Below are 24136 nucleotides of genomic sequence, written 5' to 3'. Positions count from 1 at the left end.
CCCGCGGCGGTCACCCCAGGAGCTTGCGCGCCGCCTGCTCGATCTCCGCCTCCGACAGCAGCACGTGCTCGGCCGCCCCGCCCAGGGGGATGAAGCTGTCGGACGAGGTCACCCGCGCGAGCTTCCCGGTGAACCCGGCGTCGGCCAGCTCCGCCATGATCCCCTCCGACACGCCGCCGGTGTGCCGGGTCTCGTCGGCGATCAGCACGTTGCCGGTCAGCTCGGCCGCCCGCAGCAGGTCGTCCATCGGGAGCGGCGCCAGCCAGCGCAGGTCGAGCACGCGGCAGCCGTACCCCTCCTGGGTCAGCCGCACCGCGGCCCGCAGGCTCATCCGCACGCCGTTGCCGAACGTCACGATCGTCAGGTCGCGCCCGTCGCCGTAGGAGCGCGCCTGCCCGATCGGCACGTGCGTCTCCGGCCAGCGCCCGGGCGCCGCGTACGGCGCCAGCCAGCCCCCGTCGCCCTCCTCGAACAGGTCGCGCGTGTGGTAGAGCGCGATCGGCTCCAGGAACACGCACACCGACCCGGACGTGCGGGCCGCCGCCAGGCACGTGCGCAGCATGGCGGCCGCGTCGTCGGGGCGCGCGGGCGAGGCGATGACCAGGCCGGGGATGTCGCGCAGCGCGCCCACGGCGTTGTCGTTGTGGAAGTGGCCCCCGAACCCCTTCTGGTAGGCGTACCCCGCCACCCGGACCACCATCGGGTTGGTGTAGGAGCCGCGCGAGAAGAACGACAGCGTGGCCGCCTCCCCCCGGATCTGGTCGAGCGCGTTGTGCAGGTAGGCGAGGTACTGGATCTCCGGCACGGGCAGCAGCCCCGACACGCCGGCGCCGAGCGCCAGCCCCAGGATGGCCTGCTCGTCCAGCAACGTGTCGAACACCCGGGCTGCGCCGAACCGCTTCTGCAGCCCCCTGGTCACGCCGTAGACGCCGCCCTTCTTGGCGACGTCCTCGCCGAACACGGTCATCTCGGGGTAGACGGCCAGCGTGTCGGCGAGCGTGCGGTTGATGGCCTGCGAGAGCGTCATCGGCTTGTCGTGCTCGGGCAGCGCTCCGGCGAACGCCTTCTCCCGGTCCGGGGCCGGGGCCGCCATCGGGCTGATCTTGGCGATCAGCTCCGGCTTGCGCGGCGCGATCGGCTCCATGACCTCCTTGGCGGAGCCGAGCCGCGGGCTGCGCGTCGTCTCCAGCGCGATCCGCAGCACGTGCTCGCGCTGGGACTCGTACGTCCTGAGCAGCTCTTCCGGCGTGCTCTGCCCCGCCTCCACGAGCAGCTGCGCCGTGCGCACCAGCGGGTCGCGCTCCAGGTCGGCCCTGATCTCGCGCTGCGTGCGGTACGCCTGCTCGACGTCGGAGCCGGCGTGCCCCATGAGCCGCACGGTGGTCAGGTGGAGGAAGGCGGGGGAGCGGCGCTCGCGTACGTGCCGGGCCGCGCTGACGGCGGCGTCGTAGGCCGCGGCGAGGTCGCAGCCGTCGGCGGCGAAGTATTCGATCCCGGGCCGGCGCAGGGCCGACTCCACCCAGCCCTTGGGCGTGCGGACGCTGATGCCGATGCCGTTGTCCTCGCACACGAGCAGCAGCGGCATCGCCTGGCCTTGATAGGTGGCGTAGGAGGCGGTGTTGAAGCCGCTCAGGGCGCTCGCGTGGTTGATCGAGGCGTCGCCGAAGCTGCACACCGCGACCGCGTCGGCGGGCCAGCGGGCCTGCTCGCCGATCGCCGCCGCGGCCCGCTCGATGGCGAACGCCACGCCGACGGACCTGGGCAGGTGGCTGGCGATCGTGGAGGTCTGGGGGATGACGGCCAGGTCGGGATGGCCGAACACCTTGTGCCGGCCGCCCGCGATCGGCTCGTCGGCCGCCGCGGCCAGCCCCATCAGCACGTCGCGGATGCCCTGCTCGGGCAGCCTGCCCGCCTGCTCGGACCTGGTCAGGTAGAACGCGCCGGAGCGGTAGTGGAGCAGGGCGGGGTCGGTGGGCCGCAGGGCGGCGGCGACGGCCGCGTTGCCCTCGTGGCCGGCGGAGCCGATCGTGTAGTAGCCCTCGTCCCGCTCGCGCAGCCAGCGGGCCGCGATGTCCAGCAGGCGGCTGTCGAGCTGACGCTGGAACAGCTTCATGCACTGCTCGCCGGTCAGCGAGCTGCCCTCGCGGACCGGCAGCCCCGGATCTCGCGCGGGGCCCGCCTTCAGCGTCGCAACCGCCTGGGTGAAATGAGTCTCAACTGTGTCGCGCGCCACACCTCGATTATGTCTTTCATCGGCGCCGACGTCTGCCGGACGTGGCTGACATGTTGTGGACCGGTCCGTTTGACCCCGGCATATAACGGTTTGTCAGATTCCTAAACCTTCCGGTCGGCGCGTACGTCTACTTAATTGACACACGTGGCACCCTCAATGCCGCGTTGAACCGTTGGGTCTCTGGAAGGAACCCGCATGTTACAACGCATTCGTGTGGCCGCCCTTGCCATAGCGCTCGGAGCCGGAGCCCTGGTCATGGCTCCCTCCGCTGCGACGGCGGCCGCGGATCCCGTCATCACCCGAGTCGGGATCAGTCCCAATTCTCCGATCGACGTCACCAATGGCGCGGTCACGGCCACGTTCAGCTTCGCCACCAAGGGGGCCGACAAGGCCGAGCTCCAGCTCAAGCCCCCGGGCGACATCAGCGTCGGCAAGCCCGTCGACCTGACGTCCACCAAGGACGGCGACTGGACGAAGTGGTCCGGCACCAGGTCCTTCGACTCCACGAACGTTGGCACGTGGAGCTGGCTCGCCGTCGCCGGCGGCGCCTCCCGTGGCGGCACGTTCGAGGTCTCGGTCAAGAAGGTCCTCGACACCAAGATCGTCGACTTCGACGCCAGCCCCGACTCCGTGGACAAGGGTGACCTGATCAAGGTCTCCGGCCAGCTCCTCGCCGACGGCAAGGGGTACGGCGGCCAGAGCGTCGCCATCACCTTCCGCGAGCGCGGCACCGACGCCTACCGCCAGGTCACCAAGGTGACGACCGGTGGCAACGGCTGGTTCAGCGCCACCGTGCGGGCCGACGAGACGGGCTGGTGGCGGGCCGAGTTCGCGGCCACCTCCGCGGCCAAGGGCTCGGTCAGCGACACCGACCGGGTCGACGTCAGCCGCGGCGTCCTGAGCAGCAGGATCGCCGGCTTCGATGCCCGCCCGGAGCCCGTGGACAAGGGTGACCGGCTCACGTTCAGCGGCGCCCTGCTGGTCGAGGACCGCGGCGGCGTGGCCGGCGAGCGGGTCTCGATCTTCTTCAAGGCCGACGGCTCGTCCAGGTGGGAGTACGTCACCAGTGACGTGACCGGCCGCGACGGCCGCTTCTGGGCCTCCGCTCCCGCGCAGACCTCGGGCTGGTGGCGGGCCGAGTACGGCGGCACCCGCGGCATCCGCGGCTCGGTCAGCGACGCCGACTGGGTCAAGGTCAACGAGCCGGCGCCGCCTCCTACGGCGTCCAAGGCGGACACGCGGCTGATCAAGTTCAACGCGTACCCCGAGCCGGTCAAGCGCGGCAAGTACCTGAAGTTCAAGGGCCGCCTGCAGGTCTTCGACGAGGGCTCCTGGGAGGGCTACTCGGGCAAGGTCGCGCTGTTCTTCAAGCCCGCGGGCTCGAAGAAGTGGCAGTACGTGAAGACGACCTGGTCGAACGACGGCGGCGGGCTCTACACCAAGGTCAAGGGCTGGAACTCGGGCCGCTGGCGGTTCGTGTTCGGCGGTGACGACGACACCTACGGCGCCACCAGCGGCTCGGACTACGTCCGGGTCAAGCGCTGATCTGACGCGGCGCTGATCTGACGCGGCGCTGATCTGATGCGGCGCTGATCTGATGCGAGGCCGAGGCCCGGGGCACGCCGCCCCGGGCCTCGTTCCGTCTACTCCGCCCGCCTGAACTCCGCGATCCCCACCCCCAGCAGCGCCAGCCCCAGGGCCGCCACGAGGCCGAGTTCGAGCATCACCGGCACCTGGAAGTCGAACCACCGGACCCCGGGGTTCAGCACCGCGTCGACCTGCGCCGGCACGTCCAGGTGCGAGAAGACCGCCTGGCGCAGCGGGTCCACCGCGTACGTCATCGGGTTGACCACGGTCAGCACGTGCAGCCACGACGGCAGGTTGGCCAGCGGGAACATCGCCCCCGACAGGAACATCATGGGCATGATCGCCATCTGCATCAGACCGAAGAACGTCTGCATGTTCTTCATCCGGGCGGCCAGCATCACCCCGAAGGCCGTGATCGTGAACGCCGCGAGGAACATCTCCGCCAGCAGCGTCACGAAGAGCGCGGGCGAGTAGGGGACCCCCACCAGCCCCGCCATGGCCAGGATGAGGATGCCCTGCCCGGTGGCCACGATGGCGCCGCCCAGGCACTTGCCGACCACGATCGCCCCGCGCGAGACGGGCGCGACCAGCATCTCCCTGAGGAAGCCGAACTCGCGGTCCCACACGATGGAACCGGCCGAGAACATCCCGGTCATGATCACGGTCATGGAGATCATGCCGGGATACATGAACGTGCGGTAGTCGATCCCGGGGATCGCCCCCCGCACCAGCGACCCGAGCCCCGTGCCCATGACGAACAGCCAGAGCACGGGCTGCACCAGCATGGACGCCATGCGGGTGCGGTCGTTGACGAAGCGCAGCATCTCCCGGTGGAGCACGACCTTGATCGCCCGCAGGTCGTGACCGGCGCTGCGGACCGGCACGCGGACGCTGATGGCCTCTGTCGCCATGACTATCGCCTCGCCATCGCTCTCATGAACGCCATGTTGCCGTCGCCGGCCTCGGCGTCGCGGATCGTGGAGCCGGTGTAGGACATGAACACGTCGTCCAGGGACGGCCGTGACACGCTCACCGATTTGATCGGCATGCCGAGCTCGGCGAACAGCCTCGGCACGAACTCCTCGCCCGAGGCCACCGCGAACGTCACCGCGCCCTCGCGCACGGCCGCCTCCAGCCCGAACCGCTCCCGCAGCGCCTTGATCGCCTCCGTGTCGTCGGGGGTCTGGATCTGCACCCGGTCCTTGCCGACGCTGGCCTTCAGCGCCTCTGGCGAGTCGATGACGACGACCTCGCCGTGGTCGATGATCGCGATCCGGTCGCAGTACTCGGCCTCGTCCATGTAGTGCGTGGTCATGAAGATGGTGATGTCCTCCAGGAGCCGCAGCTGGTTGATGTAGCCCCAGATGGCCGAGCGGGTCTGCGGGTCGAGCCCCACGGTGGGCTCGTCGAGGAAGAGCACGCGCGGGGAGTGCAGCAGGCCGCGGGCGATCTCCAGCCGCCGCTTCATGCCGCCCGAGAACGTCATCACCTTGGCGTCCTTGCGGTCCCACAGCGCGACCATCTCCATGACCTGCCGGATCCGGTCGCCGACCATGCTCTTGGGCACGCCGTACAGCTCGGCGTGGAAGCGCAGGTTCTGCTCGGCGCTCAGGTAGCCGTCGAGGGTGGGGTCCTGGAAGACCAGGCCGATGTTCCTGCGGACCTCGTCACGGTCCCTGACCACGTCGTGGCCCGCCACGGTGGCGCTGCCGCCGGTGGGGTTCACCAGCGTGCAGAGCATGCTGATGGTGGTGGTCTTGCCGGCGCCGTTGGGGCCGAGGAAGCCGAACACCTCGCCCGGGCGCACCTCGAAGTCGACGCCCTTGACGGCCTCGACCTTCCCGTACGTCTTCCGCAGGCCGCGCACGGCGACCGCCGCGTCCGCCGCCATCTCAGCCCTCCGCCAGGATCTGGAACATCGACTTGCGCGTCTTCTTGATCAGCTCCTTGGCCGCCGCGATCTGACGCTCGTCGGCCGTGTGGACCAGGTGGGAGAACGCCTCGTTGAGCTGGGCCCAGAGCAGGCGCAGCTCGTGGTGGTCGGGTGGCACGGCCGTGCGGGCGACCTCGTCCCACGGCGCGTCGTCGGCGTACCTGGCCGCCTGGCCGCGGCCCTTCTCCGTCAGCCGGTACGTACGGCTCCCGCCGGACTCGTCGCCGGACACCAGGCCCTCGTCCTCGAGCTGCTGCAGCGCCGGATAGACGGAGCCGGGGCTGGGCCGCCAGACGCCGTGGCTGCGCTCCTCGATGCCCTGGATCATCTGGTAGCCGTTCTGCGGCCCTTCGAGGAGCAGCGCCAGCAGGGCGGCCCGGACGTCGCCGCGGCGCACCCGCGGAGCGGGCGTCTCCCAGTGGACCACGGTGCCGAAGTGGGGCCCGGGCGGGGGCGGCGCGAACGGCGGGCCGAAGCCGCCCGGCCCCGGCGGCGGACCGGGCGGTGGACCGGGCGGTGGGCCCGGCGGTGGGCCGGGTGGGTGCGGGGGGAACGGGTGGTGGGGGTGCGGGGCATCCCAGAAGTCAGGCTCTTCCATGATTACCTCCAACTATCGAGATATCTTGACGATATATCTAGATAGTTGGCACGGGAAGGGCATTTCGGGCAGATCCCTGGAAGTTAGCGAGCGCTAACAGCGGCGGTGACGGCCGCGCGCGCCATGGCGTGCAGCAGCGGCCGCATGTCCCCCGCGCCCAGCTCACCCGCGCTGTGCGGCGTGGAGTTGAGCAGCCCGAACACGGCGTGCGTCGCGGCCCGCAGCCGCGCCGCCGGGCACTCCGGGTGCAGCTCGGCCAGCACGGTGACCCACTCCTCGACGTAGAGCCGCTGCAGCCGCCTGATCTGGCGCCGCTCGGGCTCGGGCACGTTGCCCAGCTCCCGGTCGTGCACGGTGATCAGCGCCGGCTGCTCGAGAGCGAACGTGATCTGCACGTTGAGCAGCGCGTCCAGCGTCTCCTGGGGATCGGGGCACGAGGTGACCGCCGCGGCGGCCGACTCGCGCAGCCGCGAGCTGACGTCGAGCAGCATCTCCGACAGCAGCGCGTCCTTGCCGCTGAAGTGCCGGTAGAGCGCGGGGCCCGAGACGCCGACCGCGGCGCCGATGTCCTCGATCGAGACGCCGTGGAAACCGCGCGCGGCGAACAGCCGGGCCGCCGCCTCCAGGATCTCCCCGCGCCTGTTGCGGCGATTCCGGGTAGGGGCGGTAGTGGTCACGTCTCACATGCTAGACGACTACGTTAATGATGACTAACATCTCGTGCTATGAGAGGGGCGTCATGAGCGAGTGGCCGGTGCTGAAGTCGTCCGCCGATCCCGGCGGCGAGGCGTTCAAGCGCAACGTCGAGCTCAACGAGCGGCTCGCCGCCGAGCTGCTGGAGCGGCTGGAGGTCGCCGCCCGGGGCGGCCCCGAGCGCTCGCGCCTGCGCCACGTCGAGCGCGGCAAGCTGCTGCCGCGCGACCGCGTCGACGGCCTGCTCGACCCCGGCTCCCGCTTCCTGGAGCTGTCGCCGCTGGCCGCGAACGGTCTCTACGACGACCAGGCGCCCGCCGCGGGGATCATCACCGGGGTCGGCCGGGTCTCCGGCCGCGAGTGCGTGATCGTCGCCAACGACGCGACCGTGAAGGGCGGCACGTACTACCCGATCACGGTCAAGAAGCACCTGCGCGCGCAGGAGGTGGCCCTGCACAACCACCTGCCGTGCATCTACCTCGTCGACTCGGGCGGCGCGTTCCTGCCCAAGCAGGACGAGGTGTTCCCCGACCGCGAGCACTTCGGCCGCATCTTCTACAACCAGGCCACCATGTCCGCCCGCGGCATCCCGCAGATCGCCGCCGTGCTCGGCTCGTGCACGGCGGGCGGCGCGTACGTGCCCGCGATGAGCGACGAGGCCGTCATCGTGCGCGGCCAGGGCACGATCTTCCTGGGCGGCCCGCCGCTGGTGAAGGCGGCCACCGGCGAGGAGGTCACGGCCGAGGAGCTGGGCGGCGGCGACCTGCACGCGCGGGTCAGCGGCGTCACCGACCACCTGGCCGAGGACGACGCGCACGCGCTGGCCATCGTCCGCGACATCGTCTCCACCCTGACCCCGCGCCGGAGCTCGGCCGCGCGGCCCTGGGACACGATCGCGCCCGAGCCGCCCCGGCACGACCCGCGCGACCTGTACGGGATCGTGCCCGCCGACACGCGCCAGCCGTACGACGTGCACGAGGTGATCGCCAGGATCGTGGACGGGTCGCGCTTCCTGGAGTTCAAGGCCGAGTACGGGTCTACCCTCGTGACCGGGTTCGCCCACCTCCACGGCCATCCGGTGGGGATCGTGGCCAACAACGGCATCCTGTTCAGCGAGTCCGCCATGAAGGGCGCCCACTTCATCGAGCTGTGCGACCAGCGCCGGATCCCGCTCGTCTTCCTGCAGAACATCAGCGGCTTCATGGTCGGCAAGGCCTACGAGGCGGGCGGCATCGCCAAGCACGGCGCCAAGATGGTCACCGCCGTCTCGTGCGCGCGGGTGCCCAAGTTCACCGTCGTGATCGGCGGGTCCTTCGGGGCGGGGAACTACGCGATGGCCGGGCGGGCGTACTCGCCCAGGTTCCTGTGGATGTGGCCGAACGCCCGCATCTCGGTCATGGGCGGCGAGCAGGCCGCGAACGTGCTCACCACGGTCGGCACGGCCGACGCCGACGCGATCAGGGCCCAGTACGAGCACCAGGGCAACCCGTACTACTCCACGGCCAGGCTGTGGGACGACGGCGTGATCGACCCGCTCGACACCCGCACCGTCCTCGGCCTGGCGCTGTCCGCGGCGGCCAACGCCCCGCTCGAGCCCGCCGGTTACGGCGTCTTCCGGATGTGACGCATGTTGTTCGACCGTGTTCTGATCGCCAACAGGGGCGAGATCGCCGTACGGGTCATCCGCACGCTGCGCCGGCTCGGCATCACGTCGGTGGCCGTGCACACGGCGTCGGACGCCGGAGCCCGGCACGTGCTGGAGGCCGACCTCTCCCACCAAGTGCCGAAATATCTGGATATTGAGGCAATTGTCGGGGCGGCGCTGGCGTCCGGGGCGCAGGCCGTCCACCCCGGATACGGGTTCCTCGCCGAGAACGCCGCGTTCGCGCGGCGGTGCGCGCAGGCCGGGCTGGTGTTCGTCGGCCCGCCGCCCGAGGCCATCGACGCCATGGGCGACAAGATCCGCGCCAAGGCCACGGTGTCGGCGGCCGGGGTGCCCGTCGTGCCCGGCGGGGCCGAGCCCGGCGACCCGCTGGAGACCTGGCGCGACTTCCCCGCGCTGATCAAGCCCTCCGCGGGCGGCGGCGGCAAGGGCATGGTGCTCGTACGGTCGGCCGCCGAGCTGCCCGACGCCCTGGAGTCGGCCCGGCGCACGGCGCGGGCGGCGTTCGGCGACGCGACCCTGCTGATCGAGCGGTACGTCGAGAGCCCGCGCCACATCGAGCTGCAGATCCTGGCCGACACCCACGGCAACGTCGTGCACCTGGGCGAGCGCGAGTGCAGCCTGCAGCGCAGGCACCAGAAGATCATCGAGGAGGCGCCCTCGCCCTTCGTCGGCCCCGAGACGCGCGCCCGCATGGGCTCGGCCGCGGTGGAGGCCGCGCGCTCGGTGGACTACGTGGGGGCGGGCACGGTCGAGTTCATCGTGGACGGGACCACCGGCTCCTACCACTTTATGGAGATGAACACCCGTCTGCAGGTGGAGCACCCCGTCACCGAGCTGGTGACCGGGCTCGACCTGGTCGAGCTGCAGCTGCGGGTCGCGGCGGGGGAGCCGCTGCCGTTCGGGCAGGGCGACGTGCGGATCGACGGGCACGCCGTCGAGGCCCGCGTCTACGCCGAGGACCCGGCCCGCGGCTTCCTGCCGACGGGCGGCCGCGTGCTGGCGTTGCGCGAGCCGGACGGCGGCGTCCCGGGCGGCCCCGCGCCCGTCGTACGGGTGGACTCGGGGCTGGTCGAGGGCGGCGTCGTCGGCAGCGAGTTCGACCCGATGCTCTCCAAGGTCGTCGCCTGGGCGCCGGACCGGGCCTCGGCGCTCAGGACGCTCGACCGAGCCCTGGCCCGCACGGCCGTCCTCGGCGTGGTCACCAACATCCCGTTCCTGCGGGCCCTCGCCGGACATCCGGCCGTCAAGGCGGGCGAGCTGGACACCGGGCTGGTCGAGCGCGTGCTCCCCGGGCTGCTCCCGTCCGCGGACGTGCCCGCCGAGGTGCTCGTGGCGGCGGCGCTCGCCTTCCACGCCCTGCCCCGGGGCGACGACCCGTGGGACGTCACGGACGGCTGGCGGGTGGGCGAGCGGGCCTGGACGACGTGGCGGCTGGAGTCGAGGGACGGGGTGCACGCGGTCCAGGTCCGCGGCCTGCCCGAAGAATCCGCCGAAGTCCGGATAAACGATGAGATCGTGCCTGCGCGCATCCGGCTCGGCGACGGGGAGCTGGCCGTCACGATCGGCGCCCGTACCGAGCACTACCTGCGCGTACGCCATGCCGACACGCTCTGGCTCGGCAGGGACGGCGCGGCGTGGGCGCTCACCCGGCACCTCATCGGCGACCCCGGCGACCGGCCCGGCGCGGCGGCCACCGGCGACGGCGTCGTCAGGAGCCCCATGCCCGGCACCGTCCTGGTGGTCAAGGCCCAGGCCGGCGACCGGGTCACCGAAGGCCAGCCGCTGGTGATCGTCGAGGCCATGAAGATGGAGCACACCGTCACCGCCCCGCGCGACGGCGTGGTCTCCGAGCTGGCGGTCCAGGCGGGCCAGCCGGTCGACATGGACGCGGTTCTCGCCGTGGTGAGGGAGGAGGGCTGATGCCGTACCCCATGGAAGGGCTGCCGCAGCAGGTCACGATCTACGAGGTCGGCCCGCGCGACGGCCTGCAGAACGAGTCCTCGATCGTGCCCGTCGAGGTGAAGGCCGAGTTCATCGACCGCCTCGCGGACGCCGGGCACAAGGTGATCGAGGCCACCAGCTTCGTGCACCCGAAGTGGGTGCCGCAGCTCGCCGACGCCGACGAGCTGCTGGCCCGGCTGCGCAGGAAGCCGGGCGTGCGCTACCCGGTTCTCGTCCCCAACCTGCGCGGCCTCGACCGGGCCCTGGAACGCGGCGTGGACGAGATCGCCATCTTCGCCAGCACCACCGAGACGTTCGCCGCCAAGAACCTCAACCGCAGCCTGGAGAGCCAGTTCGAGATGTTCGAGCCGGTCGTGGCCAGGGCGCTGGACAACGGCGTGCGGGTGCGCGCGTACGTGTCGATGTGCTTCGGCGACCCCTGGGAGGGGCCGACGCCGATCGCCCAGGTCGTCTCGGTCGGGGAGCGGCTGCTCGGGCTCGGCTGCTACGAGCTGTCGCTCGGCGACACCATCGGGGTCGGCACGCCCGGGCACGTGACCGCGCTGATCAAGGCGTTCCGCCGCCCCGAGCGGCTCGCCGTGCACTTCCATGACACCTACGGCCAGGCCCTCGGCAACACCCTGGCCGCGTTGAGAGCGGGCGTGACCACGATCGACGCCTCCACGGGCGGCATCGGCGGCTGCCCCTACGCCGAGTCCGCCACCGGCAACCTCGCGACCGAAGACCTGGTCTGGATGTTGCGGGGGCTCGGCATCGAGACCGGGCTCGACCTGGGCAAGCTCGTGTCCACCAGCACCTGGCTGGCGGAGCTGCTCGGCCGGCCCAGCCCCTCCCGCGTCGTACAGGCGCTGTCGAAAGGCTGACCATGCTCAAGGACGAGTACGAAGAGCTGCGCAAGACCGTCGAGTCGTTCGCCCGCGAGGTGGTCGCGCCGGTGATCGGCGACTACTACGAACGGGAGGAGTTCCCGTACGACATCGTGCGGCAGATGGGCGCCATGGGGCTGTTCGGGCTGCCGTTCCCGGAGGAGTACGGCGGCATGGGCGGCGACTACTTCGCCCTGTGCGTGGCGCTGGAGGAGCTGGCCCGCGTCGACTCCAGCGTGGCGATCACCCTGGAGGCCGCGGTGTCGCTGGGCGCGATGCCGATCTACCGGTTCGGCGACGCCGAGCAGCGCGAGCACTGGCTGCCCAAGCTGACCTCGGGCTCGGCCCTGGGCGCGTTCGGCCTGACGGAGCCGGGCGGCGGGTCCGACGTGCCGGGCGGGATGCGCACCACCGCCGTGCTGGACGGGCCCGAATGGGTGATCAACGGGACGAAGGCCTTCATCACGAACTCCGGCACCGACATCACGGCCGTCGTCGGCGTGGCCGCGATCACCGGCGAGCGGGAGATCTCCACGATCCTCGTGCCGAGCGGCACGCCCGGGTTCACGGTGTCGAAGAAGTACTCCAAGGTCGGCTGGAACGCCTCCGACACCCGCGAGCTGTCCTTCAGCGACTGCCGCGTCCCCGCCGCGAACCTGCTGGGCGAGCGCGGCCGCGGCTACGCCCAGTTCCTGCAGACCCTCGACGAGGGCCGCATCGCGATCGCCGCGCTCAGCGTGGGACTGGCCCAGGGGTGCGTGGACGAAAGCCTCAAGTACGTCAGGGACCGGAAGGCGTTCGGCCACCCGATCGGCCACTACCAGGCCATCCAGTTCAAGATCGCCGACATGGAGGCCCGCGCCCACACCGCCCGCCTGGCCTACTACCACGCGGCCGAGAAGATGCTGGCCGGGGCGCCGTTCAAGAAGGAGGCCGCGATCGCCAAGCTGGTCTCGTCGAACGCGGCCATGGACAACGCGCGGGACGCCACGCAGGTGTTCGGCGGGTACGGGTTCATGAACGAGTTCCCCGTGGGGCGCTTCTACCGCGACGCCAAGGTGCTGGAGATCGGTGAGGGCACGAGCGAGGTCCAGCGCATGCTCATCGCCCGGCAGCTCGGCCTGGGCGACCTCTGACCGTTTCCGGCCGAACGTTTTCGGCGGGGCGAATCGAGGGAGTTTGCGTCCGCGACCTCGGACGATCTAGTGTCGTCAGTCATGACGGCTGACGATCTTCTCATCAGGAGGGCGGAGAAGGCGGACGCGGACGAGGTGTTCGCGCTGGCGCGCGAGTTCGGTCTGACGTTCAGACCGGAGCGCGGGGCCTTCGACGCCGCCCTGCCCGAGCTGCTGGCGAACGAGGACGCCCTGCTGCTCGCGGCCGTCGTGGCCGGACGCGTGCAGGGCTACCTGCTGGGGTACGTGCATCTGACCCTGTTCGCCAACGGGCCGGTGGCCTGGGTCGAGGAGGCCATGGTCGGCTCCGGGGCGCGCCGGCAGGGGATCGGCCGGGCCCTGCTGGAGGAGTTCGAGCGGTGGGCGCGCACGCGGGAGGCGGGCTACGTGGCGATGGCCACGCGGCGCGCGCCCGAGTTCTACCACGCGCTGGGCTACGAGGCCTCTGCCACGTTCTTCCGCAAGGTCCTGCGCTAGCCCGGCCGGCCGGGAATTCTGTCGTGATCTGATGGCATTCTTAGGGCGTGAGTATCCATGCCGTCAGTCCCCGCTTCGTCGGGCGCGCCCGTGAGCTCGCCGCTCTCGGCGACGCGCTGGTCGGGGCGCGTGCCGGGGCGTCGTCCGCCGTGCTCGTCGGCGGCGAGGCCGGGGTCGGCAAGACCCGGCTGATCAAGGAGTTCACCGATCGGGCCGACGACGCGCTGGTGCTCGTCGGCGGGTGCCTGGAGCTGGGCACCGAGGGCCTGCCGTTCGCGCCGTTCACCGCCGTGCTGCGCGGGCTCGTGCGCGAGCTGGGCCGCGACGGGGTGGCGGCGCTCGTGCCCGGCGGCACCACGCGCGGGCTGGCGCGGCTGCTGCCCGAGTTCGGGGAGCCGGACGGAGACGGGCCCGAGGCCAGGGCGCGGCTGTTCGAGCAGGTGCTGGGGCTGCTGGAGCGGCTGGCCGAAGAGCGTCCCGTGCTGCTGATCGTCGAGGACGCCCACTGGGCCGACCGGTCCACCCGCGACCTGCTGTCGTTCCTGGTCCGCTACCAGCCGACCGCGGCGGGCCTGCTGATCGTGGTCACATACCGCACCGACGAGCTGCACCGCACCCACCCCCTGCGCCCGCTCCTCGCCGAGCTGGGCCGGGTCGAGCGGGTGCGCAGGGTCGAGCTGCGCAGGCTCACCCGCAAGGAGGCCGTCGCGCAGGCGGCCGGCATCCTGGAGCGGGAGCCGTCCCCCGCCGACATGGACCTGATCTACGCGCGCAGCGAGGGAAACCCGCTGTTCGTGGAGGCGCTGCTCAGCGACGGAGGCGGCGTCGCGCTGCCGGAGTCGCTGCGCGACCTGCTGCTGGCCAGCGTCGAGCGGCTGCCCGCGGAGACGCAGGAGCTGCTGCGCGTGGCCAGCGCCGGCGGGCAGCGCATCGAGCACGACCTGCTCTCCGCCGTCGCCGGGCTCGACGAGAACGCGCTCTCCAGCGCGCTGCGGCCCGCCGTGGCGGGAAACGTGCTGACCGTCGACGGCGAGGGCTACTGCTTCCGGCACGCGCTGATCCGCGAGGCGCTCCACGACGACCTGCTGCCCGGCGAGCACACCCGCCTGCACACCCGCTTCGCCGAGGCGCTGGAGCGCGACCTGTCGATCCTGCCCGCCCCGCGCGGCGCGATCGAGCTGGCCCACCACTGGCACTCCGCCCACGACGCCACCTGGGCGCTGGTCAGCGCCTGGCAGGCGGCCGGCGTCGCCCGCAGGTCCACCGCCTATGACGAGCAGCTCAGGATGCTGTCCAGGGTGCTGGAGCTGTGGGACCAGGTGCCCGACGCGTCCGAGCGCATCGGCTGCGACCGCATCGACGTGCTCAGGAACACGGCCACGGTCGCGCACCTCGCCGGGGAGTACGAACGCTCCATCGCCCTGGCCGGCGCCGCCCTCGCCGAGATCGACCACGAAGCCGACCCGATCAGGGCGGCCAAGCTGCTGCGCCAGCGCGGCCTGACCCGCTACGACCTGGGCCGCTCCGGCTTCGTCGACGACCTGCGCGAGGCGGCCGCGCTGGTCGCCTCCGACCGGCCGACCAAGCTCCACGCCCAGGTCCTGGAGACCCTGTCCCGCATGCTCCACGGGCGGGAGGTCTGGGCGGAGCGGCTCGCCACGAGCCGGCTCGCCATGAAGATCGGCCATGAGCTGGGCGACCGCAAGGTGGAGGCGCACGCGCTGATCGACCTCACCTGGGCGCGATTCGGCTTCTCCGAGATCGAGGCGCAGCTGGAGGCGTTCGCGGAGGCGCGCAGGCTCGCCGGCGGCGACGAGGCGTACAACGCGCTGATGCGCTGCGCGATCTCCGAGTCCGACGCGCTGGAGGGGGCGGGCCGCCACGAGCGGGCCGCGCAGGTGGCCCGCGACGGCATCGAGGAGGCCCGCCAGTACGGGCTGGCCCGCACGTCCGGCGCGTTCCTGTCGATCAACCTGGCCGAGCCGCTGGTGTCACTGGGGCAGTGGGACGAGGCGCTGGAGGTGGTCGAGCACGCGCTCGACCTCGCGCCGCCGGCTCCCTACCAGGCCAGCCTGCAGGGGTTCGCCACGGACATCGCGCTGGCGCGCGGGGAGTTCGACCGGGCCGAGCGGCTGCTGGGGTCGTCGCGGAGCGTGCTGTCGCGCGGGACCTACCGCGACCAGACGGTCCTGCCGCACCTGTGCAGGGAGGTGCGGCTGCTGCACGCGCGCGGGGAGCTCGAGGCCGCGGTGGAGGTGGCCGCGAAGGCCCTGGAGGAGCGCGATCTGGTGGAGACCCCGCGCTACGCCTGGCCGGTGCTGGTGACCATCGCCGACCTGCTCGGCTCCGTGGTGCCGCAGCAAGGGTCCGGGGTGGGCACGCCGGTGGCGCAGCTCGGCGCGGCCCTCCTGCCGCGGCTGCGGGCGCTGGGGCGGGAGCTCGAGGCCGACGGCGACCTCCAGCGGGCGCAGCACCTCACCTTCACGGCGCTGACGGGTCCCGAGCCGGACGACGGCGCCGCCGAGCCGCCCGCGTGGCGGTTCGAGGCCTGGGACCGGGCGGCGGGGGCGTGGGCGGCGCTGCGGCAGCCGTACGCCGAGGCGCGGTGCCTGGTGGGCGCGGCGCAGGCGGCGCTGGCGGACGGCGACCGGCAGGAGGCCGCGGAGCGGCTGGGCCGCGCGCGGGAGCTGGCCGCCCGGCTGGGCGCGACGCCGCTGCTGGAGCAGCTCGACGCCTTCGGGCGGCGGGCCAGGATCGGGGGCGCCGAGGAGGCGGCCGACGGGCTTCCGCTGGGTCTGACGGCTCGCGAGCTGGAGGTGCTGCGGGAGGTGGCTAACGGGCGGAGCAACCGGGAGATCGCCGAGGCGCTGTTCATCTCGGCGAAGACCGTGAGCGTGCACGTCTCCAACATCCTGGCCAAGCTGGGCGTCGCCACCCGGGGCGAGGCCGCCGCCACCGCCTACCGGCTGCGGCTGTTCGACGCGCCCCTTTGAACGGCAGGGCGAGTGCTCAGCCCGTCAGCTGGGCTTCCAGGCGGTAGCCGTCCACCGTGACGTAGACCTGGTCGCCGGGGCGCGCGTTCAGGCGCATCAGCACCGGCTGGAGGGAGTCGAAGACCGGCTGGTGGCCCTGCCAGACCAGGACGATGGCGTTGTCCCCGGGCCCGGTCACCGACAGCAGGGTGCCGGGGCGCATGCCGAGCTGGGCCGCGTAGCCCTCCGGCACCGGCACGGGGCCGCCCCTGAGGTGCTCCGGGGTCACCTCGATGCGCTGCCAGCGGCGCGGGTCCGAGGACGGGCCCGGCAGCGGCGGAGGCGGCGTCGGGGGAGAGCCTGCCAGCATCGGCGAACGGCCGCCCGACAGCGCCGAGAGCGTCGCCAGGGCCGCGGACGGGTCGATCGAGTTCGCCGGGGTCGGCGGGATGGGCTGGCCGCCCCGGTGGTGGTGGCCGTTGGCGCCCGGAGTGCGGCGGGGCAGGGGCTGGGCGGGCGACGGGGCCTCGGCCACCGGGTCGCCGCTCGTCTCCTGGGGCAGGGCGTCGTACCAGGCCTTGGCGGAGTGGGCGCGGATGCCCAGCTCGCCCATCAGCTCCACGACGTCCGCGTCGGGCGGGCTCGAGGCCAGCAGCTGCCTCGTACGGTCCTGCAGGCGGTGCAGGTCGCCCACGACCAGCCAGCCGTCCTGGAAGCGGCGGTCGGGCATGAGCGTCACCAGCACGCGCCAGAGCGGGGTGCGCAGCGAGGGGACCGTCACGGGGTGGGCCGGGTCGGCGCCGATCAGCTGGTCCTCGGTGGCCGCCGCGCCGAGCCATTCGGTCAGGCGGAACATGTGGCCCGTGACCGGCGCGGACTCCGAGGAGCGCAGCCAGTGCAGGACGCGTTCCTCGGCCGTGCGCTGGGCCTGGGAGAGCGCGTCCCGGTCGACCAGCATCTTGTGGGCGAGCGTCCGCAGGCTGACCGGGTCCTCGGCGAACAGCCGGTGCACGGCCACCGCCAGCTCCAGCTTGTCCAGGCTGCGGAACAGGTTGTCCACGACCCGCACCATGGCGTGGTCGGCGTCGGTCGGCACGGGGCTGCTGGGGGCCGGCGGAGCGGTGGGAACGGGCGCGGCGTAGCTCGGGGTGCCGTTGCTCTTGGAGGCGCCCGGCGCGCCGGGGACGGCGGGCATGGATCCCGTGCTGGGACCGCCGGGGACCGCGGGCATCGAGCCGGTGCTGGGACCGCCCGGGATCGCGGGCATGGACCCGGTGCTGGGACCACCCGGGACTGCGGGCATCGACCCGGTGCTGGGACCGCCGGGGGCGGAGCTGTTGTCCTGGCGGGCGCCGGGCTGGGCATCGGCCTGGGGGCTCGCGGGGCGCTGCGGGGCGCGGTCGGCCTGGCCAGGCTGGCCGGGGGCCGGGCGGCCCTCGCCGGCGAACCCCTGCGCCGGGAACGAGCCGCTCTGCGGCTGCGCGGAGAACGAGCCGGTCTGCGCGGGGAACGACCCCGTCTGCCGCGCCGGACCACCGGCGTCCGGCGCCGGCTGGGCCGGGAAGGAGCCGGTCTGGCGGTCCTGGGACGGGCCGGTCTGGCGGTCTTGCGAGGGGGCGACCTGGCGGTCCTGGGAGGGACCGCCCGGGCGGTCGGATATCGAGGGGAAGGAGCCGGTCTGGCGGCCGCTGTCCGGCCCCTGGGCGGCCTGGGGGCCGGTGCCCGAGGGCTGCTGGGCCGGGAACGAGCCCGTCTGGCGCCGGTCCGCGGCGGCGGCCGGGCGCTGCGGCGCGGCGTCGGAGCGCTGCTCGGCGGCGGCGCCGCTCTGGGCGGCGAACATGCCGGTCTGGGGCACCGGATCGGCCTGGACGGGGAAGGAGCCCGTGCCCCGGACGAGCGGCCGGGTGACCTCGGGGTGATCGGCCGCGGGGGCCGCACGCTGGGCCGGGATGCGGCCGAGGATCTCGCGGAAGACGGAGCCGATCACCACTTCGGGCGTCGCCGACGGCGTGCCCAGGTCGCTGGGGGACAGGCGGCGCAGCCGCTGCCAGCCGCCGAGCCCGGTGATCGCCGTACGGGTGTCCTCGGGCCAGCCCGGCAGCGCCGGATCGATGTGGTGGACGGTCAGCGCGGGCAGCAGGTCGGCCAGCGGCAGATGGTCCCAGCGAGAGGAGGCCAGGCGCGCCAGCCGCTCGCAGATCCAGTCGAGCCCCGCCGTGCCGAGCGCCCTCGACAGCGCGAGGGAGTGCCACCATCCCGCCGGCAGCCGCGGATCGGCCAGTGCTTCGGCCACCTGCTGCGGGCGGCTCCAGCGCAGAGCAGGGACTAGGTCGCTCAGGCAGATCGATGACTCGACTTCCATCGGCGGACCTTATCCTCCCCAGTGAGCCGCGTGGTGCTGACCGAAACGCGTGTGGCTAATGGTGTAGCTTACGCGGCAAGCTATCAATCAGTGTGAATAGGGTAAAGACGGTTCAGATCCAAACCGTACCGTGGCCGACCGCCCACCTGGGCCACACATGCGGCACCAGCACGGCAACCCGCCTCCAAAGCCGCCTCCTCGCCGACACCCTGCAGAACCCCGGTGAGGTACCCGGCGGCGAACGCGTCACCCGCTCCCGTCGAGTCCACGACCTCGGTGGACACACCTGCCGCCGCCGCGACGACCTCGCCGTCCACGGCGGCCAGCGCGCCCCGTGCTCCCAGCTTCACGATCGCTGTGCCGTATGTCTCACTCAAGAGTACGGCGGCGCGCTCCGCCGTCGTGGCTCCACTCAGCAAGAGGGCCTCATCAAGATTCGGGAGGATCAGGCCGGCGGGGGCGGATTCGCGGATGAAACGTTCGACCCCGAAGTCGCGCAGCGGGCCGGTGGAGGCCGGGTCGACGCTGATCGCGATCCCGGCGGCGGCGGCCTCGGCCATCGCCAGCCTGGCCAGCCGCAGCCCGCCCTCCGCGAACAGCAGGTAGCCCGACAGGTGGAGCCGGGCGACGCCGTCGAGCAGGGCCGGGTCCCAGTCGGCCTCGGAGATCAGGCCGCCCGCGCCGCGGTTGGTGAGCATCGTACGCTCGCCGCTCCGGTCCACCATCGCGATCACGACGGCGGTGGGGCGGTCGGGATCGACCGAGACGTGCGGCCGGACCCCCGTCTTGGCCAGCTCGGTGGTGTGCCACTCGCTGCTGTCGTAGCCGAGCCTGGCCAGCAGGCGCACGTCCGCGCCGAGGCGGGCGGCCCAGGCGGCGGTGTTCGCGCCGGAGCCGCCGGGGCGCAGGACGATGTCGGCCGCCGTGTCGGTGCCCGACCTGACCGGCGAACCATGCAACGCCACCACATCGGTGACCACGTCGCCGATGACGAGCAGGGCCCTGCCCGTCACTCCGTCCGTCACCCTGTCCGTCACGGGCGCGCCCATGACCGGGCGATCTGCGAGGCCAGGGCGACGTTGCCGCGCACGGCGGCCAGGTTGGCCTCCAGGGAGGCCCCGCCGGTTCCGTCCACCAGGTAGCCGAGCAGGAACGGCGTGATCGCCTGCCCCTTGACGCCCTGCCGCTCGGCGGCGGCCAGCGCCTCGGCCAGCACGCGGTCATGGAGCTCGGGGTCGAGCTGCTGGCCCACGGGGACGGGGTTGGCGACGATCAGCGCCGTCTCCTGGCCGCCGAGCGCGTCCTGGCCCCGCATGATCTCCGCCGCGTCGGCGGGCGACTCGATCCGCCATTCGATCGGCTGGCCGGAGGAGTGCAGGTAGAAGCCGGGGAAGGTGTCCGTACGGTAGCCCGCAACGGTCACGCCGCGCGTCTCCAGGCGCTGCAGCGTCGCGGGCACGTCGAGGATCGACTTGACGCCGGCGCAGACGACGGTGATGCGGGTGCGGGCCAGCGTGTCGAGGTCGGCGGACTCGTCCTGGTCCTCGGTCCAGCCGCGGTGCACGCCGCCGAGTCCGCCGGTGGCGAAGACGCGGATGCCGGCGCGGGCGGCGAGGAACGACGTGGCCGACACGGTGGTGGCGCCGCTGGCCTTCAGCGCCGCCGCCACGGGCAGGTCCCGCTGTCCCAGCTTGCGCAGGCCGGACTCGGTCGCGATCCGCTCCAGCTCCACCTCGTTGAGGCCGATGCGGGGCACGCCGTCCAGCACGGCGATCGTGGCCGGGACGGCGCCGGCCGCCCGTACGATCCCCTCCAGCTCGCGCGCCACCTCCAGGTTGCGCGGCTGCGGCAGCCCGTGGGAGATGATCGTGGACTCCAGGGCGACGACGGGCGCGCCACTCGCCAGGGCCTCGGCGACCTCGTCGGACGGCTGCAGAACGGAGTCGGGGGTGCTGCGCATGGTGAGTTTCGTGCTCCTTGGGTGGGTCCTGGCCTACTAGGGCGAAAAGCGTATTTTACGGGATTTTGCGTGGAGCTCAGCAGCTTGCAGGGCTGATCAGGTGGCGGTCCACCTGAGGATCACACAGGGGGTGCGGCGCCCGCCAGTGACCCCGCGGATCGGGAGAAATGTCCGAGAGTGAGCGTTGACGGATGGTGTGGGTGGGGTCGTATGGTGCGGTGATGGGGTCGTATGACGTGATCGTGGCCGGAGGCGGGCACAACGGGCTGGTGGCGGCCGCCTACCTGGCCGGAGCGGGACGCAGCGTGCTCGTCCTGGAACGCCACGACCACGTGGGCGGCCTGGCGATCTCCACGCGGGCTTTCCCCGGCGTCGACGTACGGCTGTCGCGCTACTCCTACCTCGTCAGCCTCCTGCCCTCCGCGATCGTCCGTGACCTGGGGCTGGACCTGGAGCTGCGCCGCCGCCGCTACGCCTCGTACACGCCCAAGGGCGACACCGGCCTGCTCGTCGACAACGAGGACGCGGCGGCCACGGCGGCCTCGTTCAGGGGCGTCACCGGCGGCGAGGCCGACCACGAGGCGTGGCGGGACTTCTACGCCATGACCGCGCGCGTGGCGCAGGCGCTGGCGCCCACGCTGCTCGAACCCCTCCCGTCCGCCGCCGAGGTCGAACGGCTCGTCGGCCCCGAGGCGTGGCGGGACCTGTTCCGGCGGCCGATCGGGCGGACCGTGGAGGAGCGGTTCGGGGACGACACCGTGCGCGGCGTGGTGCTGACCGACGCGCTCATCGGCACGTTCGCCGACCCCGCCACCGACCTGCTCGCCAACCGGTGCTTCCTCTACCACGTGATCGGCGACGGCACCGGCGAGTGGAACGTCCCCGTCGGCGGCATGGGCGCCGTCTCGGGGGCGCTCGAGGCGGCCGCCAGGCGGGCGGGCGCCGAGATCAGGACCGGGGCCGAGATCGTCGGGATCTCGCCGTCCGGCGAGGTCACGTTCGCGGACGAGGGTGGCGAGCACACGGTGAACGGCGGCCACGTGCTGGTCAACCTGCCGCCGGCCGTGCTCGACCGGGTGCTGGGCAGGCCCGGGGAGGTGCCGGAGGGCGCGCAGCTGAAGGTCAACATGGTGCTGACGAGGCTGCCCCGGCTGAAGGACGCGTCCGTGGACCCGCGGGCGGCCTTCAGCGGCACGTTCCACATCAACGAGAGCCGCGACCAGCTCGCCGCGGCCTACGGGCAGGCGGCGCGCGGGGAGATCCCGGAGCTGCCGCCGGCCGAGGTCTACTGCCATTCGCTGACCGACCCGTCCATCCTCGGGCCGGGGCTGAGGGGCAGGGCCGAGACGATGACGCTGTTCGGCCTCCACATGCCCGCCCGCCTTTTCCGGAAAAATCCGGATAAAGCGAGAAAGGCCGCCCTGGACGCCACCTTCGCCTCCATCAACTCCGTCCTCGCCGAGCCCATCGAGGAATGCCTGCTCAGGGCCCCCGACGGCACCCTGTGCGCCGAGGCCAAGACCCCGGTCGACCTTGAGAACGAGGCCGGGCTGCCCGGCGGCCACATCTTCCACACCGACCTGAGCTGGCCGTACGCGGAAGAAGGCGAGCGGTGGGGCGTGGAGACCGAGCACGAGCGCATCCTGATGTGCGGCGCCGGCGCCCGCAGGGGCGGCGGCGTGAGCGGCATCGCCGGCCACAACGCGGCCATGTCGGTACTGAAGCGCTGACCCCCTGCCGCTTGGGCCGGCCTCCTGGGCTAATCCTCCGAGATCAGCCTCGTGGCCACCTCCATGGCCACGGCCGACCGCTCCGCCTCCGGCACGTCCAGGTCGAAGAGGAACGGCACGCTGCCCAGGATCACCGCGAACACCGCCAGCCGGGCCTCGAACTTCCGCACCGGGCCGGACTCCGGATCCTCCAGCAGGGACACCATCTTGACGATCCCGGCCTGCATCCGCTCACCGGCCGGCAGGCCCTGCATCACACCCTGGTTGACCTGCGCGAACTTGAACAGAGGACGCCACTGCCCCTCCAGCAGCTCGCCGATCCGCCGCAGGATCTCCCGCCTCGATTCGGGGGTCCTGGGCTGCGCGTGCCCCCACTCCACCAGCTCGTCGATCGACTCGGCCAGCCGCTCCCCGACGCTCTCCAGGATCGCCTCTTTGGTGCTGAAGTGGTAGTAGAGCGCCGGCCGGGTGATCTGCAGCCGCTCGGCCACCTCCTGCAGCGTGGTCTGTTCGTACCCCTGCTCGGCGAACAGCTCCAGCGCCACCTGTCGGATCCGGTCCCTGGTGTCCGTCCGCCGCCCTGCCATCCCGCTCCCATCACTTGACGACCGGCCCGCGATTGCTTACTTTCGCGTAAGTAAGCAATGCGATCCGGCTTGTACGGGAGCAGACTATGGCCGAAACCTTCCCTGTCCAGCGCACCTGCCCGTTCGCGCCCCCGCCCGAGTACGAGCGGATGCGCGAGCAGGCCCCCCTCGTACGGGCCTCGCTCCCCGGCGGGGACGTCTGGCTCGTCACCCGGCACGCCGCGGCCAAACAGGTCCTGTCGGGCACGGGCATCAGCACCAACCCGGCGACCCCCGGTCACCCCAACTGGGCGTTCAGACCGGAGCCGCCCACCCCCGAGGAGCGGGCCGCGGCGAAGGAGTTCGCGATCGGACACTTCATCGACCTCGACCCGCCCGAGCACGGCCGGTTCCGGCGGCTGCTCATCCCCGAGTTCACCGTCAGGCGCGTCAAGGAGCTGCGGCCCGGCATCCAGCGCACCGTGGACGAGCTCATCGACGACATGCTGGCCAAGGGCGACGAGGCGGAGCTGGTGGAGGCGTTCGGGCTGGCGCTGCCGTCGCTGGTCATCTGCCAGCTGCTCGGCGTCCCCGTCGACGACCGCGAGTTCTTCCAGTCGCGCACCCGCGAGATGCTCTCCAGCGCCGACGGCCCCGACGCGAGCTTCGCCGCGATCATGGCGCTCAGGGACTACCTCGACACCCTGGTCGCCAAGGCGGAGCGGCAGCCCAAGGACGACCTGCTCGGGCGGCTGATCGAGAGCGGTCAGCTCACCCATGCCGAGCTCGTGGGCGTGACCTTCCTGCTGCTCGTCGCGGGCCACGAGACCACCGCGAACATGATCCCGCTCTCCGCCCTCACCCTCCTGCGCCACCCCGCCCAGCTCGCCGCGCTGCGCGAGAACCCGGACAAGTGGCCCATGGCGGTGGACGAGCTGCTGCGCTACCACTCGATCGTGGACTGGGTGGCGTTCGACCGGGTGGCCGTCGAGGACCAGGAGATCGACGGACAGCTCGTCAGGGAGGGCGAGGGCATCTTCGTGCTCGGCGCCTCCGCCAACAGGGACGAGCGGGCGTTCGAGCGGCCGGACGAGTTCGACGTCGAGCGCGGGGCCCGCCACCACGTGGCGTTCGGGTACGGTGTCCACCAGTGCCTCGGCCAGAACCTGGCCAGGGCCGAGATGGAGATCGCGCTGCGCACGCTGTTCGAGCGCATCCCCGGCCTGCGGGTCACCGTGCCGGACGAGGAGCTGCCGATCAAGAGCGACGGACCCATCTTCGGGCTCAAGGCGATGCCTGTGGCGTGGTGATCTCATGGAACGCGCATGATGGCGTTTATCAGGTTTTCATGATGAG

At 72.2% G+C, this 24136-nt stretch carries 18 protein-coding genes; 9 read left to right on the top strand and 9 right to left on the bottom strand.

The genetic code is table 11. From position 1 onward, the window contains the following. Positions 1–10: 10 nt before the first annotated feature. Positions 11–2233: a thiamine pyrophosphate-dependent enzyme gene (locus AB0J87_RS14660; RefSeq protein WP_363965458.1), complete on the bottom strand. Its 2223-nt coding sequence runs from the start codon at positions 2231–2233 to the stop codon at positions 11–13. Between the two features lie 195 nt (positions 2234–2428). Between AB0J87_RS14660 and AB0J87_RS14655 the strand changes: the two genes are divergently transcribed. Beyond that, on the top strand, positions 2429–3778 hold the full coding sequence (locus tag AB0J87_RS14655; RefSeq protein WP_363965456.1) for a hypothetical protein: 1350 nt from the start codon (positions 2429–2431) through the stop codon (positions 3776–3778). Between the two features lie 98 nt (positions 3779–3876). Here the strand turns inward: AB0J87_RS14655 and AB0J87_RS14650 are convergent, their stop codons facing one another. From AB0J87_RS14650 to AB0J87_RS14635, 4 genes are all read right to left on the bottom strand, one after another. After that, complete coding sequence (locus tag AB0J87_RS14650; protein ID WP_350722296.1) at positions 3877–4731, bottom strand: ABC transporter permease; 855 nt, start codon at positions 4729–4731, stop codon at positions 3877–3879. 2 nt (positions 4732–4733) lie between these two features. After that, the gene (locus AB0J87_RS14645) at positions 4734–5711 is read right to left on the bottom strand and encodes an ATP-binding cassette domain-containing protein (protein ID WP_363965454.1); all 978 of its coding nucleotides are present in this window, start codon (positions 5709–5711) and stop codon (positions 4734–4736) included. Between the two features lies 1 nt (position 5712). Further along, positions 5713–6351, bottom strand: coding sequence for a PadR family transcriptional regulator (locus tag AB0J87_RS14640; protein WP_363965452.1), 639 nt, complete (start codon positions 6349–6351; stop codon positions 5713–5715). Between the two features lie 83 nt (positions 6352–6434). Next, the gene (locus AB0J87_RS14635) at positions 6435–7028 is read right to left on the bottom strand and encodes a helix-turn-helix domain-containing protein (protein WP_363965450.1); all 594 of its coding nucleotides are present in this window, start codon (positions 7026–7028) and stop codon (positions 6435–6437) included. A gap of 62 nt (positions 7029–7090) precedes the next feature. Here AB0J87_RS14635 and AB0J87_RS14630 point away from each other — a divergent pair, with 62 nt between their 5' ends. The 6 genes from AB0J87_RS14630 (at position 7091) to AB0J87_RS14605 (ending at position 16183) form a co-directional block, all read left to right on the top strand. Beyond that, the gene (locus AB0J87_RS14630; protein WP_363965448.1) at positions 7091–8668 is read left to right on the top strand and encodes a carboxyl transferase domain-containing protein; all 1578 of its coding nucleotides are present in this window, start codon (positions 7091–7093) and stop codon (positions 8666–8668) included. 3 nt (positions 8669–8671) lie between these two features. Continuing rightward, entirely contained in the window at positions 8672–10630 is a 1959-nt protein-coding gene (locus tag AB0J87_RS14625) for a biotin carboxylase N-terminal domain-containing protein (RefSeq protein WP_363965446.1), read from the top strand. Further along, complete coding sequence (locus tag AB0J87_RS14620; protein ID WP_363965444.1) at positions 10630–11535, top strand: hydroxymethylglutaryl-CoA lyase; 906 nt, start codon at positions 10630–10632, stop codon at positions 11533–11535. Before AB0J87_RS14625 ends, AB0J87_RS14620 begins: the two co-directional genes overlap by 1 nt. A 2-nt stretch (positions 11536–11537) precedes the next feature. Then, positions 11538–12674: an acyl-CoA dehydrogenase family protein gene (locus tag AB0J87_RS14615; RefSeq protein ID WP_355194881.1), complete on the top strand. Its 1137-nt coding sequence runs from the start codon at positions 11538–11540 to the stop codon at positions 12672–12674. Between the two features lie 81 nt (positions 12675–12755). Continuing rightward, a complete protein-coding gene (locus tag AB0J87_RS14610) occupies positions 12756–13190 on the top strand; it encodes a GNAT family N-acetyltransferase (RefSeq protein ID WP_363965442.1) in 435 nt (144 codons plus the stop codon). A 47-nt stretch (positions 13191–13237) separates the two neighbouring features. Then, positions 13238–16183: an AAA family ATPase gene (locus AB0J87_RS14605; protein WP_363965440.1), complete on the top strand. Its 2946-nt coding sequence runs from the start codon at positions 13238–13240 to the stop codon at positions 16181–16183. 16 nt (positions 16184–16199) lie between these two features. On the opposite strand, the gene AB0J87_RS14600 is transcribed toward AB0J87_RS14605, so the two are convergent. The 3 genes from AB0J87_RS14600 to AB0J87_RS14590 form a co-directional block, all read right to left on the bottom strand. Continuing rightward, a complete protein-coding gene (locus AB0J87_RS14600; protein ID WP_363965438.1) occupies positions 16200–18524 on the bottom strand; it encodes a hypothetical protein in 2325 nt (774 codons plus the stop codon). 83 nt (positions 18525–18607) lie between these two features. Further along, on the bottom strand, positions 18608–19573 hold the full coding sequence (locus AB0J87_RS14595; protein ID WP_363965436.1) for a PfkB family carbohydrate kinase: 966 nt from the start codon (positions 19571–19573) through the stop codon (positions 18608–18610). Next, entirely contained in the window at positions 19558–20484 is a 927-nt protein-coding gene (locus AB0J87_RS14590; RefSeq protein ID WP_363965434.1) for a pseudouridine-5'-phosphate glycosidase, read from the bottom strand. Before AB0J87_RS14590 ends, AB0J87_RS14595 begins: the two co-directional genes overlap by 16 nt. A gap of 221 nt (positions 20485–20705) precedes the next feature. On the opposite strand from AB0J87_RS14590, the gene AB0J87_RS14585 reads away from it, so the two are divergent. Beyond that, positions 20706–22214 carry an NAD(P)/FAD-dependent oxidoreductase gene (locus AB0J87_RS14585; protein WP_363965432.1) on the top strand — a complete coding sequence of 503 codons (1509 nt, stop codon included), beginning with the start codon at positions 20706–20708 and terminating at the stop codon, positions 22212–22214. Positions 22215–22243: 29 nt separating this feature from the next. Here the strand turns inward: AB0J87_RS14585 and AB0J87_RS14580 are convergent, their stop codons facing one another. Next, complete coding sequence (locus AB0J87_RS14580; protein WP_363965430.1) at positions 22244–22801, bottom strand: helix-turn-helix domain-containing protein; 558 nt, start codon at positions 22799–22801, stop codon at positions 22244–22246. An 86-nt stretch (positions 22802–22887) separates the two neighbouring features. Here AB0J87_RS14580 and AB0J87_RS14575 point away from each other — a divergent pair, with 86 nt between their 5' ends. Continuing rightward, a complete protein-coding gene (locus tag AB0J87_RS14575; RefSeq protein ID WP_363965428.1) occupies positions 22888–24090 on the top strand; it encodes a cytochrome P450 in 1203 nt (400 codons plus the stop codon). Positions 24091–24136: the final 46 nt, after the last annotated feature.

Source organism: Nonomuraea sp. NPDC049625 (assembly GCF_040675285.1).
Lineage (GTDB): Bacteria > Actinomycetota > Actinomycetes > Streptosporangiales > Streptosporangiaceae > Nonomuraea > Nonomuraea angiospora_A.
Note: the sequence above shows the minus strand (reverse complement) of the source record. Positions and strands in the feature narration are given on the sequence as shown.

Bases quoted from the DNA above. Each gene is read 5' to 3' on its own strand.
- AB0J87_RS14595 (WP_363965436.1), bottom strand. From the start codon at position 19,573: ATGGGCGCGCCCGTGACGGACAGGGTGACGGACGGAGTGACGGGCAGG.
- AB0J87_RS14625 (WP_363965446.1), top strand. From the start codon at position 8,672: ATGTTGTTCGACCGTGTTCTGATCGCCAACAGGGGCGAGATCGCCGTA.
- AB0J87_RS14610 (WP_363965442.1), top strand. From the start codon at position 12,756: ATGACGGCTGACGATCTTCTCATCAGGAGGGCGGAGAAGGCGGACGCG.
- AB0J87_RS14655 (WP_363965456.1), top strand. From the start codon at position 2,429: ATGTTACAACGCATTCGTGTGGCCGCCCTTGCCATAGCGCTCGGAGCC.
- AB0J87_RS14590 (WP_363965434.1), bottom strand. From the start codon at position 20,484: ATGCGCAGCACCCCCGACTCCGTTCTGCAGCCGTCCGACGAGGTCGCC.
- AB0J87_RS14585 (WP_363965432.1), top strand. From the start codon at position 20,706: ATGGGGTCGTATGACGTGATCGTGGCCGGAGGCGGGCACAACGGGCTG.
- AB0J87_RS14600 (WP_363965438.1), bottom strand. From the start codon at position 18,524: ATGGAAGTCGAGTCATCGATCTGCCTGAGCGACCTAGTCCCTGCTCTG.
- AB0J87_RS14640 (WP_363965452.1), bottom strand. From the start codon at position 6,351: ATGGAAGAGCCTGACTTCTGGGATGCCCCGCACCCCCACCACCCGTTC.
- AB0J87_RS14620 (WP_363965444.1), top strand. From the start codon at position 10,630: ATGCCGTACCCCATGGAAGGGCTGCCGCAGCAGGTCACGATCTACGAG.
- AB0J87_RS14580 (WP_363965430.1), bottom strand. From the start codon at position 22,801: ATGGCAGGGCGGCGGACGGACACCAGGGACCGGATCCGACAGGTGGCG.
- AB0J87_RS14615 (WP_355194881.1), top strand. From the start codon at position 11,538: ATGCTCAAGGACGAGTACGAAGAGCTGCGCAAGACCGTCGAGTCGTTC.
- AB0J87_RS14630 (WP_363965448.1), top strand. From the start codon at position 7,091: ATGAGCGAGTGGCCGGTGCTGAAGTCGTCCGCCGATCCCGGCGGCGAG.
- AB0J87_RS14650 (WP_350722296.1), bottom strand. From the start codon at position 4,731: ATGGCGACAGAGGCCATCAGCGTCCGCGTGCCGGTCCGCAGCGCCGGT.
- AB0J87_RS14575 (WP_363965428.1), top strand. From the start codon at position 22,888: ATGGCCGAAACCTTCCCTGTCCAGCGCACCTGCCCGTTCGCGCCCCCG.
- AB0J87_RS14645 (WP_363965454.1), bottom strand. From the start codon at position 5,711: ATGGCGGCGGACGCGGCGGTCGCCGTGCGCGGCCTGCGGAAGACGTAC.